We start from the raw sequence: 19,466 nt of genomic DNA on the forward strand, positions 1-19,466 counted from the left end.
GCATGGTTCAAAGGGCAGGCGGCGCGTTCCCGCCACCAGCGTCAACCATCCCTCCCGGTAAGGGATTTCACGGACCCGCTGACGGCCGCCGGTACGGGACCGCCCGGAGCACCGGACACCGAGGGGCGATTCAGGCCGTAAGCCGGAAACTCGCGATACGTCACCGATGTCCCGTCGATACTGAGTACTCGGCTGAGCATGCCGCTGAACACTCCGCTGAACATTCCACGACATTCCGCTCCGGGCCCGGACGCGGCGCGCACCACGTCCACACCCCCTGTCTCGACCACGCCGACGACGAAGAGGTTGAACCGACGTGACTCCAGCTGCCGACCGCCCCTCCACCTCCACCTCGCCCTCCGCCGCTCCCCCCTTCTCCCTCTACCCCGAGCTCGACGCGAACGCCCTCACCGCCTTCGTCACCGCCCTGGAGAGCGGCGACGTCACCGGCCTCGCCCCCGCCCGCGCCGCCGAGGTCGCCGAGGCCCGCTCCGTCGCCGTCTTCAGCCGCCTCAAGGTGACCGGCGACGGCGGGGACCTGCTCGCCGCCGCGCTCTGGCGGCACACCGGGGCCGAGCCGCGGCCGGCCATCGTGATGCCCTCGCCGTGGACCAACCTCGGCTGGCTCGCGTACGCCGTCCAGGCCACCCTCTTCGCGGCCCGCGGCTACAACGTCCTCGCCTACACGACCCGCGGCTTCGCCGGCTCCCAAGGCCAGGTCGACGTGGCGGGCCCGCTCGACGTCGCCGACGCCCGCCTGGCCCTGGATCACCTCATCGAGCGCACCGCCGGCCCGGTGACGAAGATCGGCTTCCTCGGGGACTCGTACGGCTCCGGCATCAGCCAGCTAGCGGCCGCGCACGACCCCCGCGTCGACGCCGTGGTCGCCCTCAGCAGCTGGGGCGACCTCGGGGAGGCCTTCTACGAGAACTCCACCCGCCACGTCGCGGCCGTACGGGCGCTGCTGAAAGCGGCCGAGAAGGCGCGGCTGAGCGAGCAGACCCAGGGCATCTTCGACAACGTGCTCGCCAACCGCGACATCGCGGAGACCCTGCGCTGGGCGGAGGCGCGCTCGCCCTTCACCCACATCAAGGAGCTCAACGGCCGCCAGGTGCCGGTCTTCTTCTCGCACGCCTGGCACGAGACGCTCTTCCCGGGCAACCAGACCCTGAAGATGTTCAACGAACTCACCGGTCCCAAGCGGCTCGCCTTCTCCATCGGCGACCACTCCGGCCCCGAGGCAGCCGGCATGGTGGGCCTGCCCAACCGGATCTGGACGGACGCCCACCGCTGGTTCGACCACCACCTCAAGGGGATCGACAACGGCATCGGCGCCGAGGGGCAGGTGGTCAGCGAGGTCATGTGGAGCAAGACCTTGGAACCCCGTCCCACCTGGCCCTCCCTCACGGAGGAGGTACGCCGGCTGCACCTCGCGAGCGGCGGCGAGCTGACCGAGGAGCCGGAGGCCGGCTGGACGTCGAACGTGCTGTGCGGGGTGGACACCCCGGCGACCGTCGCCGACGCGGTCGTCACCTCCGGCTACCAGGAGATCGCCGGCCGCCCGAAGATCTACCCGACCGACGACATCGACCGCACCGTCGCCGCCGTCTGGACGGCGGCCCCGGCGCAGGAGGTCACCCGGCTGCGGGGCACGCCCAGGCTCCGCGTCACCTACCGGGCCCCTAACCCGGGCTCGGCCTTCGTGGCGTACCTCCTCGACGCGGCGCCCGACGGCACGGCCCACCTCGTCACGCACGCCCCGTACACCGACCTCGACTCGCCGCCCGACAGCTTGATCAGCGCGGACATCGAACTCCAGGCCGCGGCGTACGACGTGCCGCGCGGGCACCGGCTGATGCTGGTGATCGACGCCCGCGACCCGTTCTACGGGGACGCCAACCTGCCGCGCGCCACGCTGGCCTTCACCTCGCCGGAGCCGACGCCGTCGTATCTGGACCTGCCCCTGGGATAGGGACGGGACGGGTACGCCCGCACCGGCCGGCCCCCCGTGGCCGGCCGGTGCGGGCGTACCTACCCGTCCCAGGTCCTGTCCGGGCGGACAGGCGGACAGGACCTAGTGCTGTGGACGACAGGTGAAGTCCATCGTCCAGTTGTGGAGCCAGCTCCCGCCCTCGTCCAGTGAGAAGAACTGCTCCCAGCGCGGAGACCGGGTCTGCGTCCCCGACCACACGTAGCGCACGCGCACCGCCTTCCCGTCGTGCGTGTCCTCGCCCTCGAAGACACCCCGGCCGCCCTCGAAGCGGCCGACGACGGGCGGGAAGAGGGTGCCGGTACGGCGGCTCGCCCAGGAGAGCGACCACTGCTCGCGCTCACGGTCGTACAGGCGCAGGGTGAGCCCGGCGAAGCCCTTCGTCGGGAACTCCACCTCGTCGAAGCTGGCGCCGCCGTCGAAGTGCCGGGAGGCGCACGACACCGCCGGAAACTCCTCCCACTCGCTCTCGGCGTCGAGGAAGTCGGTGCGCCAGCGGTTGGCGACGTCCCAACTGCCGACGAGGAAGTCGAAGTCGTTCATGCGGTGTGCTCCCTTGGCCGTGTGGCGATACGAGGGAACCGTAGGGGCGCCTCACTGACATCCTGTGTCAGTGAAGTCCAGCCGACTGCTCTCGATCCTCCTGCTGCTCCAGACCCGGGGGCGGATGACCGCCGCCGAGCTCGCGCAAGAGCTGGAGGTGTCCGTACGCACCGTCTACCGCGATGCGGAGGCGCTGACCGCGGCGGGCGTGCCGCTGTACGGGGACGCCGGGCACAGCGGGGGCTACCAGCTGCTCGCCGGGTACCGGACCCGGCTCACCGGGCTCAGCTCGGGTGAGGCGGAGGCGCTGTTCCTGACCGGCATGCCGGGACCGGCGGCGGAACTCGGCCTCGGCCGGGCCCTGTCGACGGCCCAGCTGAAGCTGCGCGCCGCCCTGCCCGCGGAACTGCGGGCACAGGCGGACCGGATGCGGCTGCGCTTCCACCTGGACGCGCCCGGGTGGTACGCGGAGCACGAGGAGACCCCGTACCTCGCGCAGGTCGCCGACGCGGTGTGGCGGGGGCGGGTGATCGAGATCGGCTACCGGCGGTGGAAGGAACCGCGGGAGGTGGAACGGCGCCTCGCTCCGTACGGCCTCGTCCTGAAGGCCGGGCGCTGGTACCTGGTGGCGGGCCCCGCCGGGTCGGCCGGGGCCGCCGGGGAGACCGGAGCCGCCGGGGAGACCGGAGCCGCCGGGGAGACCGGAGCCGCCGGGTCGGCCGGAGCCGCCGGGCCGCTGACGTACCGGGTGGACCAGATCCTCGGAGTCACGGAGACCACCGAGGAGTTCGAGCTGCCGGACGGCTTCGACCTGGGCGCGCACTGGCGGCGGACGCAGGCCGACTTCCATGCGCGGCTCCACCCGGAGGAGGCGGTGGTACGCCTCTCCGCGCGGGGCGCGGCCCGGCTGACGGGCGTCCAGGCCCGCGCCCTGACGGCCACCGGCACACCGGACGCCGAGCTCCCGGGATGGACGCGGGCCGTGCTGCCGATCGAGTCGGCGCAGCACGCGCAGGCCCAGTTCCTCGCCCTGGGCCCGGAGGCGGAGGTGCTGGCCCCGCCGGCCCTGCGGGCCGCCATCAGGACCGCGCTGACGGCCATGACGGCCCGCTACGCCTGAGCCCGGCCGGCCTCCCCGTTGCCACGGCCCGGGCGCCGACGGGCGAGCCGCGCTCCCCGCGGACGCTCCCCAAGACCTGGACCGCCGCCCCCGGCGTCAGGCGGGCTGCTTCCGGATCTGGGAGCGGACCGCACCCATGCTGGCCGCGATCACCAAGGCGATGGCCAGCGCGTCCAGGGCGGACAGGGCCTGGTTGAGGACGAGGAAGCCCGCGGTGGCCGCGATGGCGGGTTCGAGGCTCATCAGGATCGCGAAGGTCGGGGCGGGAAGCCGGCGCAGCGCCAGCAGCTCCAGGGTGTACGGGAGCACGGAGGACAGTACGGCCACGCCCACGCCCAGCGCGAGGGTGCTCGGGACCAGCAGGTCGGAGCCGGCTTCGACGATGCCCAGCGGGAGGGAGAGGACCGCGGCCACCGCCATCGCCAGCGCCAGGCCGTCCGCCTGCGGGAAGCGGCGGCCCGTACGCGCGCTGTACACGATGTACGCGGCCCACATCACGCCCGCTCCGAGCGCGAAGGCGGCGCCCGCCGGGTCGAGGGAGCCGAAGCCGGAACCACCGCCGTGGCCGGACAGCAGGACCACGCCGGCCAGGGCGAGCCCCGCCCAGAGCAGGTTCACCAGGCGCCGCGAGACGATCACCGACAAGGCGAGCGGTCCGAGGACCTCCAGGGTGACGGCCGGCCCGAGCGGGATCCGGTCCACGGCCTGGTAGAAGAGGCCGTTCATCCCGGCCATGGTCACGCCGAAAACGAGCACCGTGCCCCAGTCCGCGCGGGAGTAGCCCCGCACCTTCGGGCGGCACAGGAGCAGCAGCACGATCGCGGCGGCCGCGAGGCGCAGGGTGACGACGCCCGCCGCGCCCGCTCGCGGCATGATCACGACCGCGAGGGCGGCACCGAACTGCACCGAGATCCCCGCCGAGATCACCAGTGCGACGGGACCGAACCGCCCGGCCCCGAACCGCCCGGCACCGGACCGCACCGCACCGAACCGCCCCGCACCGCGCCCCTCAGTGCCGGGGATCGGAGCGGTGGACGACGCGGCGGACGGAGCGGTGGACGACGGCACGGTGGCCGAAGGAAGCGAGGTGGGCGAGGAGGGCGAGGGGGCGGTCATTTATCCAGACTAAGCGCACGTAAGGAGTGCCGATGCGTGTCCTGCCTTACACGCCGCACAGACCGTGTCTCATCCGGTGGACGCGCCACCGTTCCCCCCACCTGGAACCGATACGCTCCGCCCGTGGCTGAGATCCAGATTCCCGCTGACATCAAGCCCGCCGACGGACGCTTCGGCGCGGGCCCCTCCAAGGTGCGGACCGAGGCGCTGGACGCCCTCGCCGCCACCGGAACCTCCCTGCTCGGAACCTCACACCGCCAGGCCCCGGTCAAGAACCTGGTCGGCTCGGTGCGTCAGGGCATCCGGGACCTCTTCTCCCTTCCCGAGGGCTACGAGGTGATCCTGGGCAACGGCGGCTCCACCGCCTTCTGGGACATCGCGACCCACGGACTGATCGAGCGGAAGTCCCAGCACCTCGCCTTCGGCGAGTTCTCCTCCAAGTTCGCCACGGCCGCGAAGCTCGCGCCGTGGCTGGACGCACCGACCGTGATCTCCTCCGAGCCGGGCACGCACCCGGAGCCGCGGGCCGAGGCGGGCGTGGACGTGTACGCGTACACCCACAACGAGACCTCGACGGGTGTCGCGGCGCCGCTGAAGCGCGTCGCGGGCGCCGACGCCGGGTCCCTCGTCCTGGTGGACGCGACCTCGGGCGCCGGCGGCCTGCCGGTGGACATCACCGAGACGGACGTCTACTACTTCGCTCCGCAGAAGTCCTTCGCCTCGGACGGCGGCCTGTGGCTGGCCGCGTTCTCCCCGGCCGCCCTGGAGCGTGCGCAGCGCGTGCACGCCTCCGGCCGGCACGTCCCGGAGTTCTTCTCGCTGCCGACGGCGATCGACAACTCGCTCAAGAACCAGACGTACAACACCCCGGCGCTGGCCACCCTCTTCCTGCTGAACGAGCAGCTCCAGTGGATGAACAGCCAGGGCGGGCTGGAGTTCACGACCGGCCGTACGTCGGCCAGCGCGCGCAACCTGTACGGCTGGGCCGAGGCGTCGAAGTACGCCAGCCCGTTCGTCGTGGACGCCGACAAGCGCTCCGCCGTCATCGGCACGATCGACTTCTCGGACGACATCGACGCGGCGGCCGTCGCCAAGGTGCTGCGCGCCAACGGCATCGTGGACACGGAGCCGTACCGCAAGCTCGGCCGCAACCAGCTCCGTGTCGCGATGTTCCCGGCGATCGACCCGGCGGACGTGCAGGCGCTGACCGCGTGCATCGACTACGTGATCGGCGAGCTCTAGGACCCGGCGGACGAAGCCCCCGGCGACCTCGGGTCGCCGGGGGCTTCGCCGTCGCCTCCCCGGCCGGGAAGGCGACGGGGAAGGCGACGGGGACACGGGCGGAACGGGTGGTCCCCGCCTGATCACCCGCGGTGGCGACCTCACCGCGGACCACCACCCGGATGCCGACCCCGTGGTGTTCGCCCACCGCACGGGCAAGCGGTAGGGGGTGTACGCGATACCTTCATGGCCTAGGCAAGAAATCTTGGAGGCAGCGGCGTGAGCGTGCGAGTGACGGCGGCCGAGAGCGGCGTGGACCCCTTCGGCACGGCCCGGCTGCGACGCGGGGTGCTCGACGCCTGGGGCGCGGGCCCCGCCCGTTTCCGCGAGGACGCCAACGCCGAGGAGGACCTGGCGCTCGGCGGCTACCGGGACCGGCTCGTCGTCGAACTGGCGCAGAACGCCGCCGACGCCGCGGCCCGGGCCGGCGTGCCGGGCCGGTTGCGGCTGACGCTGCACCCGGGCGAGGGCGGGCACGGGGTACTGGCCGTCGCGAACACCGGCGCCCCGCTGGATGCGACGGGCGTGGAGTCGCTGAGCACCCTGCGCGCCTCCGCGAAGCGCGGCGACGCGACGGCCGGAGCCGCAGCGGGAGCGGGAGCGGGAGCGGGTTTTGAAGCCGGAGCGCCCGGAACCGGAGCCGGAGTCGGAGTCGGAGCAGCCTCGGGGCAGCCCGCCTGGGAGAGCGTCGGCCGCTTCGGCGTCGGCTTCGCGGCCGTCCTCGCCGTGTCCGACGAGCCCGCCGTACTGGGCCGCCACGGCGGGGTGCGCTGGTCCCTCGCCGAGGCCCGCGAGCTCGCCCGGGGCGCCGCGGTCGGCAGCCCCGGCCTCGGCGACGAACTGCGCCGCCGCGACGGCCACGTCCCGCTGCTGCGCCTGCCCCTGCCCGCCGAGGGCTCCGCGCCCGAGGGCTACGACACCGTCGTCGTGCTCCCGCTGCGCGACGCCCTCGCCGAGGACCTGGTCGAGCGGCTGCTGGCCGGCATCGACGACGCCCTGCTCCTCACCCTCCCCGGGCTGCACGAGGTCGTGGTGGACACCCCGGCCGGCGCCACCCGCACCCTGCGCCGCCACGACGAGGGCTCGTACACCGTCATCGAGGACTCCCTGACGGGGACCAAGCGCTGGCGCACCGTCCGCCACGGCGGCGCCATCGAGCGGGCGCTGCTCGCCGACCGGCCCGTCGAGGAACGGCTGCGGCCCTTCTGGTCGGTGTCCTGGGCCGTGCCCGTCGACATCGAGGGCGCCCCGCTCTACCCGGCCACCGCGCCCGTCGTGCACGCGCCGACCCCCACCGACGAGCCGCTGGGCATCCCCGCGCTGCTCATCGCGACCCTGCCGCTGGACACCACCCGCCGGCACCCCGCGCCCGGACCGCTGACCGACTTCCTCGTGGAGCGCGCGGCCGACGCGTACGCCGAACTCCTCGGCGCCTGGGACCCGGTGAGCACCGCGCTCGTGGACCTGGTGCCCGGACCGCTCGGCAAGGGCGAGCTGGACGGCGCCCTGCGCGCGGCCGTGCTGCGGCGGCTGCCCCGTACGGCCTTCCTCGCCCCCGCCGCGCCCCCCGAGCACGCCGAGGAGCGTGCCGCCCTGCGCCCCTTCGAGGCCGAGGTGGTGGAGGGCGCGGGCGCCGAGACCGTACAGGTCCTCGCCGAAGTCCTGCCCACCCTCCTCCCGGCGGGCCTGGAGCGCCGCCCCGAGCTGCGCACGCTGGGCGTCGGCCGGCTCCCGCTGGGCGATGCCATCGAGCGGATCGCCGGCATCGAACGGACCCCCGACTGGTGGCACCGCCTCTACGACAGCCTGGCCGGGGTGGACCCCGACCGGCTGTCCGGGCTGCCCGTGCCGCTGGCCGACGGCCGCACCGCCATCGGCCCCCGCCACCTGCTGCTGCCGGACGCGGACACCCCGACCGACCTGGCCCGGCTCGGCCTGAAGGTGGCCCATCCCGACGCGGCGCACCCGCTGCTGGAGAAGCTCGGAGCCCTGCCCGCCACACCGCGTGCCGTGCTGACGACCCCGCAGGTGCGGGCGGCCGTCGCGGCCTCCCTGGACGCCGGGGAGATCTGGGACGAGGACGCGCTCGACGCCGACGAGCTGGCGGATGTGGTCCTGGGCCTGGTCCGGGACGCCGATCTGGCCCCTGGTGACGAGCCCTGGCTGGGCGCGCTGGCCCTCCCGGACGAGGACGGCGAGCCGACCCCGGCGGGCGAACTGCTCCTGCCGGGATCGCCGCTCGCCTCGGTCATCCGCGAGGACGAAGTCCCGTACTGCGACGCGCGGCTGGTGGAGAAGTGGGGTGCGGGCCCGCTGACGGCCTGCGGGGTCCTGGCCGCCTTCCAGCTCGTCCGCGCCACGGACGTCGTCCTGGACCCGGACGAACTGGAGCCCCGCGAAGGGGACTTCGCCGAGCCGGACGACGTGGGCCTGCTGGACGCGGTGGACGTGTGGTGCGAAGACCTCCTCGACCAGCTGCCGCACACCCCCGTCCCGCCGGTGGCGACCGAGATCGTCGCCGTCCGCGACCTCGACCTGGTCGACGACGACTGCTGGCCGCAGGCGCTGGCCATGCTGGCGCAGCCGCCGCTGCGCGACGCGCTGACCCAGCCCGTACGCGTCCTCCTCCCGGACGGCACCACCCGGTCGGTGCGCCCCTACACCGCCTGGTGGCTGCGCGATCACCCGGTCCTCGACGGCCGCCGCCCGGCGGGCCTGCGCGCGGCGGGCGGAGACCCGCTGCTGGAGGGCCTCTACACCTCGGCGGACGCCACGGGCTTCGAGGACGAGCAGGTCCTGCGGGCCCTGGGCGTACGGACCACCGTGCGGGCCCTGCTGGACGAGCCCGGCGGCGCCGCCGAGCTCCTGGCCCGCCTCGCCGACCCGGACCGCGAGGTGACCGACCGCCAGCTGCACGGCCTGTACGGCGCCCTGGCGGACCTGGATCCCGAGCAGGTCACCCTCCCGGACGACCTGCGCGCGGTGGTGGACGGCGAGGTCCGCGTGGTGGACGCGGCCGACGCGGTCATCGCCGACGCCCCGGACCTGCTCCCCCTCACCGAGGGCCTGCCCCTGCTGCCGGTCACGCCGTTCCGCGCGGCGGACCTCGCGGAGCTGCTCCAGGTCCGCCGGCTCTCGGAGACGGTCCCGGCGGAGGTCACCACGCCGGGCGAGGAGCACGAGGTCCCGGAATCCGTGCTCCTGCTGCTCGGCCCCGCGACCCCGACCGTGTACATCGAGCACGAGGAACTGATCGCCGGCGGCACCGAACTGGACTGGCGCCGCACCCCCGACGGCACGCTCCACGCGTCCACCCTGGAGGGCGTGGCGGCGGGCCTGGCCTGGTCGGCGGGCCAGTGGCCCCGCCGCTTCGAGGTGGCGGCCCTCCTGGAGGACCCGTCCCGTACGGCGGAACTGGCCCGGGACCGCTGGTTCGACTGACAGTCCGGCAGCCGCCCCGGATACCGACGTCGCCTCGGCGGCCGGGCCAGCAGCAACGGAGCCATGCGTTCCCACAGGTCATCAGGGTCAGTGATCCATGGCAGCATCCACACCATGAGCGCCCAAAGCGACTTCAGGTGACGTTCGCGACCGGGGGCGTCGGGCCAGTCGGGCGTGGTCGTGGGCGAGGTCGCCCATGGAACGGGCGGCTTCCGCCAGGGCGTTGAGAGACTCGGCCTTGGGAACGGGCGGCTTCCGCCAGGGCGTTGAGAGACTCGGCCTCGTCGCCGGGGAAGTCGTAGCTGCGGCTCAGCTCCAGGGCATCGTGATGACGGTGCCGGGCCTCGTCATAGCGGCCCTGCTGTTGGTACAGCAGCCCGATGTTGTTCAGGACGACGATCTCGCCGATGCGCGATCCGGTCTCGCGGTGCAGCTGGAGCGCCTGGCGGTGGTGGTCGTGGGCGTCCTCGAATTGTCCCCGGCGCCCGTGGACGATGCCGAGTTCGGACAGTGATCTGGCTTCCCCGGCGCGGTCGCCGAGCTCACGATTGATGACACCGGCTAGAAATGAGCATTGTGATGATTGACGTGATCGTGGTCGGCGCAGGACCGACCGGCCTGATGCTGGCCGGCGAGCTGCGGCTGCACGGGGTGCGGGTGCTCGTGCTGGACAAGGAGGCGGAGCCGACCCGGCAGTCCCGCGCGCAGGGCCTGCATGTGCGCAGCATCGAGGTCATGGAGCAGCGTGGTCTGCTGGAGCGGTTTCTGCCGCTCGGCCGGCAGATCACGGTCGGTGGTTTCTTCGCCGGTCTCGGCAAGGCGTGGCCGGAGCAGATGGATACGGCCCATTCGTACGTCCTGGCGATCCCGCAGCAGGTCACCGAGCGTCTGCTGACCGAGCACGCCACCGAGGTCGGTACCGAGATCCGGCGCGGCTGCGAGGTGGTCGGGCTGAGCCAGGACGACCAAGGGGTGAACGTCGAGCTGGCCGACGGCAGCGAGCTGCGTGCGCGCTTCGTCGTCGGCTGTGACGGTGGGCGCAGTACGGTGCGCAAGCTGCTCGGTGTCGACTTCCCCGGTGAGCCCTCCAGGGTCGAGACGCTGCTGGGCGAGATGGAGCTGACCACACCGCCGGACGAACTGGCCGCCGTGATGGCGGAAGTCCGCAAGACCCAGCAGCGGTTCGGCACCATGCCCCTCGGGGACGGTGTGTACCGAGTCGTCGTGCCCGCCGAGGGAGTGGCCGAGGACCGTACCGCCACGCCGACCCTGGAGGAGTTCATGCAGCAGCTCCAAACGGTTGCCGGCACGGACTTCGGCGCGCACTCACCGCGCTGGCTGTCCCGCTTCGGCGACGCCACCCGGCAGGCCGAGCGCTACCGCGTCGACCGGGTGTTCCTCGCCGGCGACGCGGCGCACATCCACCCGCCGACCGGAGGGCAGGGACTCAACCTCGGCATCCAGGACGCCTTCAACCTCGGCTGGAAACTGGCCGCCGAGGTCGCCGGCTGGGCCCCGGAAGGACTGCTCGACAGCTACCACGCCGAACGGCACCCGGTCGCCGCCGACGTGCTGGACAACACCCGCGCGCAGATCCAGCTGATGTCGACCGAGCCGGGCCCCCAGTCGGTGCGCCGCCTGCTGGCGGAACTGATGGACATCGAGGAGGTGAACCGGTACCTGATCGAGAAGATCACCGCCATCGGGGTCCGCTACGACTTCGGCGAGGGCCACGAACTGCTCGGCCGACGGATGCGCGACATGCAACTGAAGCACGGTCGCCTCTACGAACGGATGCACACCGGCCGAGGTCTCCTGCTCGACCAGACCGGCCGTCTCTCGGTCGCCGGCTGGGAGGACCGGGTCCACCACGTCATCGACGTCAGCGAGGAACTCGACGTGCCCGCCGTACTACTGCGGCCCGACGGCCACGTGGCATGGGTCGGCGAGGACCAACAGGAACTCCTCGGGCGCTTGTCCGAGTGGTTCGGCACCGCAGTCGGCTGAGCACGCGGATCTGGATCGCAGAAGAGTTGTCGAAGCAGGACGTCATTGCCTAAGAGGTCCCTTACGGGCGGGGGCGGACCTTCCGCCGCCCCCGCCCGGTCATCACGCCGGGAACTTGCGGTCGACCCAGCGGAAGGTGAACTCGATCAGGGCCGCGGCGCCCGCCGCGATGCCCACGGCGATCCAGGGCATCGTGGTGCCCGCCAGCTTGAGCTGGAAGAAGTCCTGCAGCCACGGCACGACGAGGACGACGAGGAAGGCCGCTCCCATCGCGCCGACCAGACCCACCCGCCACCACGTGTAGGGGCGGGCGATGATCGCCAGGACCCACATCGAGGTCAGGAACAGCGCGAGCGTCGCGGCGCTGGTCTCCGACTTGAGGGCGTCCGCGCCGGTGTAGTGGTGTCGGGCGACCAGGTAGGTCACGAAGGTGGCCGTGGCCGCGATCACGCCGCCCGGGATCGCGTACCGCATCACCCGCTTCACGAAGTGCGGCCTGGCGCGTTCCTTGTTGGGGGCCAGGGCCAGGAAGAAGGCCGGGATGCCGATGGTGAGGGTGGACAGCAGCGTCAGGTGGCGCGGCAGGAAGGGGTACTCGACCTGCGAGCAGACCACCAGGATGGCCAGCAGCACCGAGTAGACCGTCTTCGTGAGGAAGAGGGTGGCGACGCGGGTGATGTTGCCGATGACCCGGCGCCCCTCGGCGACCACCGAGGGGAGGGTCGAGAAGCTGTTGTTGAGGAGGACGATCTGGGCGACGGCCCGGGTGGCCTCCGAGCCGGAGCCCATGCTCACGCCGATGTCCGCGTCCTTCAGCGCGAGCACGTCGTTGACGCCGTCGCCGGTCATCGCGACCGTGTGGCCCGTCGACTGCAGCGCCCCGACCATGTCCCGCTTCTGCTGCGGGGTGACGCGTCCGAAGACGGAGTTCTCTTCGAGGACCTTCGCCATGCCGGTCTGCTCGGCCGGGAGGGCGCGGGCGTCCACGGTGTTCTCCGCGCCCGGCAGCCCCAGCTTGCCCGCGACCGCGCCGACGGAGACCGCGTTGTCACCGGAGATGACCTTGGCGCTGACGTCCTGGTCTTCGAAGTAGCGCAGCGTGTCGGCGGCGTCCGGGCGCAGCCGCTGCTCCAGCACGACCAGGGCGGTCGGCCGGGCCCCGGTGGCCACGGCCGCGTCGTCCAGTTCGCGGCCGGACCTGGCCAGGAGCAGGACCCGTAGGCCCTGTTCGTTGAGGTCGTTGATCTCGTCGAGCGCCGGGTCACCGGCCGGCAGGAGCACGTCGGGGGCGCCGAGCAGCCAGGTGTTGTTCTCGCCGTCGCCCTCGCTGAAGCTGGCGCCGCTGTACTTGCGGGCGGAGGAGAACGGCAGGGACTCGGTACAGCGCCATTCCGCGCTGACGGGGTAGGCGTCGATGATCGCCTGGAGGCTGGCGTTGGGCCGCGGGTCGGACTCGCCGAGCGCGCCGAGCACCTTCTGGACGTACGCCGTGTCCGCGCCGCCGAGCGGACGGAGCTCGGTGACGTCCATGCCGCCCTCGGTGAGGGTGCCGGTCTTGTCCAGGCAGACCACGTCGACGCGGGCGAGGCCCTCGATGGCGGGGAGCTCCTGGACCAGGCACTGCTTGCGGCCGAGCCGGATGACGCCGATCGCGAAGGCCACGGAGGTGAGGAGCACGAGCCCCTCGGGGATCATCGGGACGATGCCGCCGACGGTCCGGGCGATGGAGTCCTTGAGATTGGAGTCCTTGACGATCAGCTGGCTGATGATGAGGCCGATGGAGGTCGGGATCATCATCCAGGTGACGTACTTGAGGATGGTGGAGATGCCGGAGCGCAGCTCGGAGTGGACGAGCGTGAAGCGGGAGGCCTCTTCGGCCAGCTGCGCGGCGTAGGCCTCGCGGCCGACTTTGGTGGCGGTGAAGGCGCCGCCGCCGGCGACGACGAAGGAGCCGGACATCACCTGGTCGCCGGGCTTCTTCAGGACCGGGTCGGCCTCGCCGGTGAGCAGCGACTCGTCGATCTCCAGGTTGTCGGCCTCGCCGACGGCGCCGTCGACGACGACCTTGTCGCCGGGGCCGAGTTCGATGACGTCGCCGAGGACGATCTCGGAGGTGGAGATCTCGGCCGTCCTGCCGTCGCGGCGGACGCTGGGTTTGGCCTCGCCGATGACGGCGAGGCCGTCCAGGGTCTTCTTGGCGCGCAGCTCCTGGATGATGCCGATGCCGGTGTTCGCGATGATGACGAAGCCGAAGAGGCTGTCCTGGATGGGCGCGACGAACAGCATGATCACCCAGAGCACGCCGATGATCGCGTTGAACCGGGTGAAGACGTTCGCACGGATGATCTCGGTGGTGGAGCGCGAGGAGCGTACGGGGACGTCGTTGACGTCTCCGCGGGCGACGCGTTCGGCGACTTCCGCGGTGCTCAGGCCGCCGGGCTTGAATCTGGGGGCCGGCGGCTCCACGGGGTGTACCGGGTCGAGCTCGACCCCTGCGGCGATGACGGTGCCACTGCCGGCGGCCCCGCCGGCACCCGGCTCCGGTCCATCGGATTCGATCTTCGCCCGCTGCGTCATGCATTCGACGGTAAAGGGCGCGGCTACGGTTCACCCCCCGAGTGGTACGAAGATCCGACTTCCGGATGAGGGAAATCGTCCTCGGGTCGCGCGGCGGGCGGAGTCGGGGTCCGGCTCGGGACCGGGCTCGGGGCTCGGGGCCGGCGGGTGGGCTCGGCCCGCCAGGCGCCGCCGCGCCGACGCCGTGGAGCTACGAAGCGCCGCCGCCCCGCGGGCCCGGCTCCCCGCGCTCCGCCCGCGCCGCGGAGTCCGCGTCGGCCTCCGCCTGGCGCTGGCGCTTGAGCGCCGCCTCGCGCCCCCGGACGTACCAGATGCCGATCAGTCCGAGGAATCCTCCGGCGGCACAGGTCCACACCCACCACAGCTGACCGCGATCGGCGAACCACCCGTAGAAGGGCAGCTGGACGAGGAAGAGGGCGAACCAGAGGATCGTGCCTCCGGTCACGGTCGCGACGACCGGGCCCTCCAGGGGCTCGGGCGCCTCGTGCTTCGCAGTCCATTTCGCCATGCGGCAAGTCTAGGCGTGGCGATCCGGCATCTACGCGCGGAGATGGACGCCCCTTCGTTCATGTGTTCATACTGAAACGGTGTGGGCGTGGCCCATTTTCTTCGTATAAACCACCCAATGAGGACGGTATGACCACCCCCGCCCCCGCCCCCGCGTCCACCACCCCGGAGCCTTCCCCCCGGCGCACGACCGGGCTGGATGGCTACTTCAAGATCTCCGAGCGCGGCTCGACCGTGGCCCGCGAGGTCCGCGGCGGCTTCGCGACCTTCTTCGCGATGGCATACATCATCGTGCTCAACCCGATCATCCTGGGCAGCGCGAAGGACATGTACGGCCACCAGCTCGACGGTGGCCAGCTGGTCACGGCGACCGTGCTGACGGCCGCCTTCTCCACGCTCGTCATGGGTGTCATCGGCAACGTCCCGATCGCCCTCGCCGCCGGTCTCGGCGTGAACACCGTCGTCGCCCTCCAGCTCGCGCCCCGCATGAGCTGGGCCGACGCCATGGGCATGGTGGTCCTGGCCGGCTTCGTGGTGATGCTGCTGGTCGCCACCGGCCTGCGCGAGCGGGTCATGAACGCCGTGCCCCTGGGCCTGCGCAAGGGCATCGCCATCGGCATCGGCCTCTTCATCATGCTGATCGGCCTGGTCGACTCGGGCTTCGTCTCCCGCATCCCGGACGCCGCGCACACCACGGTCCCGCTCCAGCTCGGCTCGGGCGGCCACCTGCACGGTTGGCCCGTCCTGATCTTCGTCATCGGCGTACTGCTGACCCTCGCCCTGCTGATCCGCAAGACGCCCGGCGCGATCCTGATCTCCATCGTGGTCATGACCGTCGTCGCGGTCGCCGTGCAGCTGATCGCGGAGCTGCCCGCCACGGCGTGGGGCCTCACCGTCCCCGAGTGGCCGGGCAACCCGGTCGCCGCGCCCGACTTCGGGCTGGTCGGCGAGGTCAGCCTGTTCGGCGGCTTCGGGAAGGTGGGGCTGCTGACGGGCGTCCTCTTCGTCTTCACCGTGCTGCTGTCCTGCTTCTTCGACGCCATGGGCACCATCCTCGGCGTCGGCGACGAGGCGAAGCTGATCGACAAGAGCGGCAACTTCCCCGGCATCAACCGGGTCCTGCTGGTGGACGGCCTGGCCGTCGCCTCGGGCGGCGCGACCTCGTCCTCGGCCACCACCTGCTTCGTGGAGTCCACGGCCGGAGTCGGCGAGGGCGCCCGCACGGGTCTGGCGAACGTCGTGACGGGCGGTCTCTTCGCGGTGGCGCTGTTCCTCACCCCGCTCGCCACGATGGTCCCGTCCCAGGCCGCCACTCCCGCCCTCGTGGCGGTGGGCTTCCTCATCCTGGCGGGCTCGGTGAAGGACATCGACTGGGGCGACTTCACCATCGCCGTCCCGGCCTTCCTGGCCATGGTGATGATGCCCTTCACCTACTCGATCACCAACGGCATCGGCATCGGCTTCGTGAGCTTCTGCGCGCTGCGCCTGGCGACGGGCCGGGGCCGCGATGTGCCGACGGCGATGTACGTCGTGTCGGCGGTGTTCGTCTTCGCCTACGCGATGCCGGCCCTCGGCCTCACGTAAGACCGTAGAACTTCTCCGTCTCGTCGACGGCCGCCTTGAAGCGCTCGTCGAAGTCATCGCGAATGAGCGTCCGGACCACATAGTCCTGGACGCTCATTCCGCGTTTGGCGGCATGGATCCGGAGCCTGTCGAGGAGCTCCCCGTCTATGCGCATGCTGAGCACATGTGTCCCCATGCCGAAAGACTCGGGGCAGAGGCCGCGTACGCGTGTCACTTTCCGCGCCGGACTCACCCGTACGAGTGACGGGATATAGCGGTGGTCTTTAGGGAGAGTAATGAGTTATTCTAAGGACATGCCTGACCTCACCCATGGCGGCGATGCTGCCGCCGTGAACGACCTCCGCTCCGCCGTCATGCGACTGGGCCGGCGCCTGAAGCACCAGCGCGTCGACGAGTCGCTGAGCCCGACCGAGATGTCGGTCCTCGGCACCCTCGCCCGCTGCGGCCAGGCCACCCCCGGTGAGCTGGCCCGCCGCGAGCACGTCCAGCCGCCGTCGATGACACGCATCGTCGCGCTGCTGGAGGCCAAGGGGCTGGTCAGGCTGGAGCCGCACCCCGACGACCGCCGCCAGAAGGTGGTCAGCCAGACGGAGGAAGCCGAGGCGATGCTCGAAGAGAGCCGCCGCAAGCGCAACGCCTTCCTGGCCGGGCTCGCGGCCGAGCTGACCGAGGACGAGTGGGCCAAGCTGCGCGAGGCCGCACCCGTCCTGGAAAAGCTCGCGCACCTATAGGAACGACGCCAGGAGGCGAACGCTTTTGAGTACGGGAACCGGAGCAGACTCCGCACCCGGCCACATATCCACCCCCTCTACCGCTGCAACCGCGGGTACCGCAGGCCCGGGTACCGCCCCCGCGGGCAAGAACTCGATGTTCAGTTCGCTGAAGATCCGCAACTACCGGCTCTTCGCGACGGGCCAGGTCGTCTCCAACACCGGCACCTGGATGCAGCGCATCGCCCAGGACTGGCTGGTCCTCTCCCTGACCGGCTCGGCCTCCGCCGTCGGCATCACCATCGCCCTGCAGTTCCTGCCGATGCTGATGTTCGGCCTCTACGGAGGCGTCCTCGCCGACCGGCTGCCCAAGCGGCCGCTGCTGATCGGCACCCAGAGCGCGATGGGCCTGACCGGCATCGCACTCGCCGCGCTCACCCTGGCCGGACACGTCCAGGTGTGGCACGTCTACCTCGCCGCCTTCCTGCTCGGCCTCGTCACCGTCGTGGACAACCCGGCCCGGCAGACGTTCGTCTCCGAGATGGTCGGCAAGGACCAGGTGGCCAACGCCGTCAGTCTCAACTCGGCCAACTTCCAGTCCGCGCGGCTGGTCGGCCCGGCGCTCGCCGGTGTACTGATCACCGCCGTCGGCTCCGGCTGGGCCTTCCTGCTGAACGGGCTGTCGTTCGCCGCGCCCATCGCCGGCCTGCTGATGATGCGCGTGCACGAACTGCACCCGGTCGAGCCGCGGCCCCGCGCCAAGGGCCAGCTCCGCGAAGGCCTGCGCTACGTCGCCGGCCGCCCGGAGCTGATCTGGCCGATCGCGCTCGTGGGCTTCATCGGCACCTTCGGGTTCAACTTCCCGATCTGGCTGTCGGCGTTCGTGAGCGACGTCTTCCACGGCGACGCGGGCACCTACGGGCTCTTCAACACGCTGATCGCGGCCGGCTCCCTGGCGGGCGCCCTGCTCGCGGCCCGTCGTGGGCACTCGCGCCTGCGCCTGCTGGTGGCGGCCGCCGTGCTCTTCTCGGCCCTCCTGCTCGTGACGGCGTTCGCGCCCGGCTTCTGGCTGTTCGCCGCGCTGCTCGTGCCCATCGGGATCTTCGGCCTGACGGTCAACGTCACGGCCAACTCCAGCGTCCAGATGGCGACGGACCCCGAGATGCGCGGCCGCGTCATGGCCCTGTTCATGATGGTGTTCACCGGCGGCACCCCCCTCGGTGCCCCGCTGGTGGGCTGGATCACGGACACCTACGGCGCACGGATCGGCATGGCCGCGGGCGGCGTCGTCTCCCTGGCCGCGTCCGTGACCATCGCGGTGGTCCTGGCCCGGATCGGCAACCTCCGCCTGCGGGTGGACCGCCGCGGCGTGGCCTTCGTCCCCTCCCCGCGCCGCGAGCTGGTGACGGCGGCGTGATGCGGTCGATGCCGTAAGCCCGGCGGACGCCGTCAACCGCAGGCGGCGCCGCCGGCGGCCGAGACCCCGCCGGCCGCCGAGGCGCGGAAGCCCGGAGGCCGCGCGGACAGCACTAGTCTCGCGGCATGAGACTCTTCGCCGCTGTGCTGCCGCCCACGGCAGCTGTCGCCGAACTGACCGAGGCCGTCAAGGACTTGCCCCGCGATCCCGCCCTGCGGTGGACCGGGGAGACGGGGTGGCACTTCACGCTCGCCTTCATGGGAGAGGTACGGGACGAGGTGCTGCCGGAGCTGTCCGCACGGCTGGCCCGGGCCGCCGCCCGCAGTACGCCGTTCTCGCTGCGGCTGCACGGCTCCGGCCACTTCGGGGAGCGCACCCTGTGGGTCGGCGCCGCCGGGGGCATCGACGCGATGCGGATGCTCGCCGAGCGGGCCGACGCCGCCGCCCGCCGGGCCGGCGTACCGATGGAGCAACACCGCAGGTACTCGCCCCATCTCACCCTGGCCCGGTCCCGCGGCGGGGCCGATCTGCGGCCGTACGCGGAGGGGCTCGCGGCCTTCGAGGGCACCCCCTGGCAGGTGTCCGAACTGAGCCTGGTGCGAAGCCGGTTGCCCGCGGACGGAGTCCCCGGGGAGCAGCCCCGCTACGAGGTCGTCGAAGCCTGGCCACTGGGCCACTGACCGCTCGCCCACGCCTCCCCGGACACCAGGGACACCAGGGACGGCGGCGCCGGAATCGACGCCCGCGCCGTCAGCCTCTACGAGTACGGCAAGGCTCACGGCCCCTGGCACACCACCGGCCCCGAGGTCGGCGACACCGTGATCTACGACACGGACGGCAGCGCCACCGACGGCCGCGTCGACCACGTCAGCCTCGTCGTGGCCGTCTGTGCCGACGGCAAGCGGATCCAGACCGTCGGCGGCAACGGGAGCCGACAGGTGCGGCGCGGTGGCTGGTTCAACCGGGACACCGCCTCCAGCCCCGTGGGCGCCGGCCCGGTCCTCGGCCACATCTCCCCCAAGGACTGATCCCTGGGACCACCCCGGCCGGGCCCGCCCCTCTGTACGAGGAGCGGGCCCGGCCGCGTTAGTCTCGACGGGTGGATCCCAAGACCAGAAACCGTGTCATGGCGGGTGTGCTCGCGCTGATGTTCCTCGTCGTGGCCGTGGCGGC

General features: G+C 72.1%; 16 protein-coding genes. 10 read left to right on the forward strand and 6 right to left on the reverse strand.

Translation table 11 applies throughout. The features are described from left to right. Positions 1–316 precede the first annotated feature (316 nt). Positions 317–1,972 carry a CocE/NonD family hydrolase gene (locus ABZX75_RS08865; RefSeq protein ID WP_355409331.1) on the forward strand — a complete coding sequence of 552 codons (1,656 nt, stop codon included), beginning with the start codon at positions 317–319 and terminating at the stop codon, positions 1,970–1,972. Positions 1,973–2,074: 102 nt separating this feature from the next. Here ABZX75_RS08865 and ABZX75_RS08870 read toward each other — a convergent pair whose 3' ends face one another. Then, positions 2,075–2,533 carry a hypothetical protein gene (locus ABZX75_RS08870; RefSeq protein WP_355409333.1) on the reverse strand — a complete coding sequence of 153 codons (459 nt, stop codon included), beginning with the start codon at positions 2,531–2,533 and terminating at the stop codon, positions 2,075–2,077. 70 nt (positions 2,534–2,603) lie between these two features. Between ABZX75_RS08870 and ABZX75_RS08875 the strand changes: the two genes are divergently transcribed. Then, a complete protein-coding gene (locus tag ABZX75_RS08875) occupies positions 2,604–3,653 on the forward strand; it encodes a WYL domain-containing protein (RefSeq protein ID WP_355409335.1) in 1,050 nt (349 codons plus the stop codon). A 96-nt stretch (positions 3,654–3,749) separates the two neighbouring features. Here ABZX75_RS08875 and ABZX75_RS08880 read toward each other — a convergent pair whose 3' ends face one another. Beyond that, positions 3,750–4,769 carry an EamA family transporter gene (locus ABZX75_RS08880; RefSeq protein ID WP_355409337.1) on the reverse strand — a complete coding sequence of 340 codons (1,020 nt, stop codon included), beginning with the start codon at positions 4,767–4,769 and terminating at the stop codon, positions 3,750–3,752. A 123-nt stretch (positions 4,770–4,892) separates the two neighbouring features. On the opposite strand from ABZX75_RS08880, the gene serC reads away from it, so the two are divergent. Both serC and ABZX75_RS08890 read left to right on the forward strand, forming a co-directional pair. Continuing rightward, positions 4,893–6,011, forward strand: a complete 1,119-nt coding sequence (serC, locus tag ABZX75_RS08885) for a phosphoserine transaminase (RefSeq protein ID WP_355409339.1) — start codon at positions 4,893–4,895, stop codon at positions 6,009–6,011. Between the two features lie 258 nt (positions 6,012–6,269). Beyond that, the gene (locus tag ABZX75_RS08890) at positions 6,270–9,491 is read left to right on the forward strand and encodes a molecular chaperone Hsp90 (protein WP_355409341.1); all 3,222 of its coding nucleotides are present in this window, start codon (positions 6,270–6,272) and stop codon (positions 9,489–9,491) included. 133 nt (positions 9,492–9,624) lie between these two features. Here the strand turns inward: ABZX75_RS08890 and ABZX75_RS08895 are convergent, their stop codons facing one another. Continuing rightward, entirely contained in the window at positions 9,625–10,098 is a 474-nt protein-coding gene (locus ABZX75_RS08895; RefSeq protein ID WP_355409599.1) for a tetratricopeptide repeat protein, read from the reverse strand. Between ABZX75_RS08895 and rox the strand changes: the two genes are divergently transcribed. Beyond that, the gene (gene rox / locus ABZX75_RS08900; RefSeq protein ID WP_355409343.1) at positions 10,071–11,498 is read left to right on the forward strand and encodes a rifampin monooxygenase; all 1,428 of its coding nucleotides are present in this window, start codon (positions 10,071–10,073) and stop codon (positions 11,496–11,498) included. The two genes, ABZX75_RS08895 and rox, sit on opposite strands and share 28 nt — an antisense overlap. Before the next feature lie 102 nt (positions 11,499–11,600). On the opposite strand, the gene ABZX75_RS08905 is transcribed toward rox, so the two are convergent. Both ABZX75_RS08905 and ABZX75_RS08910 read right to left on the reverse strand, forming a co-directional pair. Continuing rightward, positions 11,601–14,075: a cation-translocating P-type ATPase gene (locus ABZX75_RS08905; RefSeq protein WP_355409345.1), complete on the reverse strand. Its 2,475-nt coding sequence runs from the start codon at positions 14,073–14,075 to the stop codon at positions 11,601–11,603. A gap of 190 nt (positions 14,076–14,265) precedes the next feature. Continuing rightward, positions 14,266–14,583, reverse strand: a complete 318-nt coding sequence (locus tag ABZX75_RS08910; RefSeq protein WP_355409347.1) for a DUF2530 domain-containing protein — start codon at positions 14,581–14,583, stop codon at positions 14,266–14,268. Positions 14,584–14,711: 128 nt separating this feature from the next. Between ABZX75_RS08910 and ABZX75_RS08915 the strand changes: the two genes are divergently transcribed. Continuing rightward, entirely contained in the window at positions 14,712–16,166 is a 1,455-nt protein-coding gene (locus ABZX75_RS08915; RefSeq protein ID WP_355409349.1) for an NCS2 family permease, read from the forward strand. On the opposite strand, the gene ABZX75_RS08920 is transcribed toward ABZX75_RS08915, so the two are convergent. After that, complete coding sequence (locus ABZX75_RS08920) at positions 16,159–16,341, reverse strand: hypothetical protein (RefSeq protein ID WP_030010567.1); 183 nt, start codon at positions 16,339–16,341, stop codon at positions 16,159–16,161. The genes ABZX75_RS08915 and ABZX75_RS08920 overlap by 8 nt on opposite strands. Before the next feature lie 118 nt (positions 16,342–16,459). Here ABZX75_RS08920 and ABZX75_RS08925 point away from each other — a divergent pair, with 118 nt between their 5' ends. The 4 genes from ABZX75_RS08925 (at position 16,460) to ABZX75_RS08940 (ending at position 19,321) form a co-directional block, all read left to right on the forward strand. Then, positions 16,460–16,897: a MarR family transcriptional regulator gene (locus tag ABZX75_RS08925; RefSeq protein ID WP_355409352.1), complete on the forward strand. Its 438-nt coding sequence runs from the start codon at positions 16,460–16,462 to the stop codon at positions 16,895–16,897. A 136-nt stretch (positions 16,898–17,033) separates the two neighbouring features. Next, a complete protein-coding gene (locus tag ABZX75_RS08930; protein ID WP_355409354.1) occupies positions 17,034–18,293 on the forward strand; it encodes an MFS transporter in 1,260 nt (419 codons plus the stop codon). A gap of 125 nt (positions 18,294–18,418) precedes the next feature. Next, a complete protein-coding gene (gene thpR, locus ABZX75_RS08935; protein ID WP_355409356.1) occupies positions 18,419–18,973 on the forward strand; it encodes an RNA 2',3'-cyclic phosphodiesterase in 555 nt (184 codons plus the stop codon). Positions 18,974–19,027: 54 nt separating this feature from the next. Continuing rightward, positions 19,028–19,321: a CHAP domain-containing protein gene (locus tag ABZX75_RS08940; protein ID WP_355409600.1), complete on the forward strand. Its 294-nt coding sequence runs from the start codon at positions 19,028–19,030 to the stop codon at positions 19,319–19,321. Positions 19,322–19,466: the final 145 nt, after the last annotated feature.

It is taken from the genome of Streptomyces sp. NPDC003038 (assembly GCF_040611115.1).
Lineage (GTDB): Bacteria > Actinomycetota > Actinomycetes > Streptomycetales > Streptomycetaceae > Streptomyces.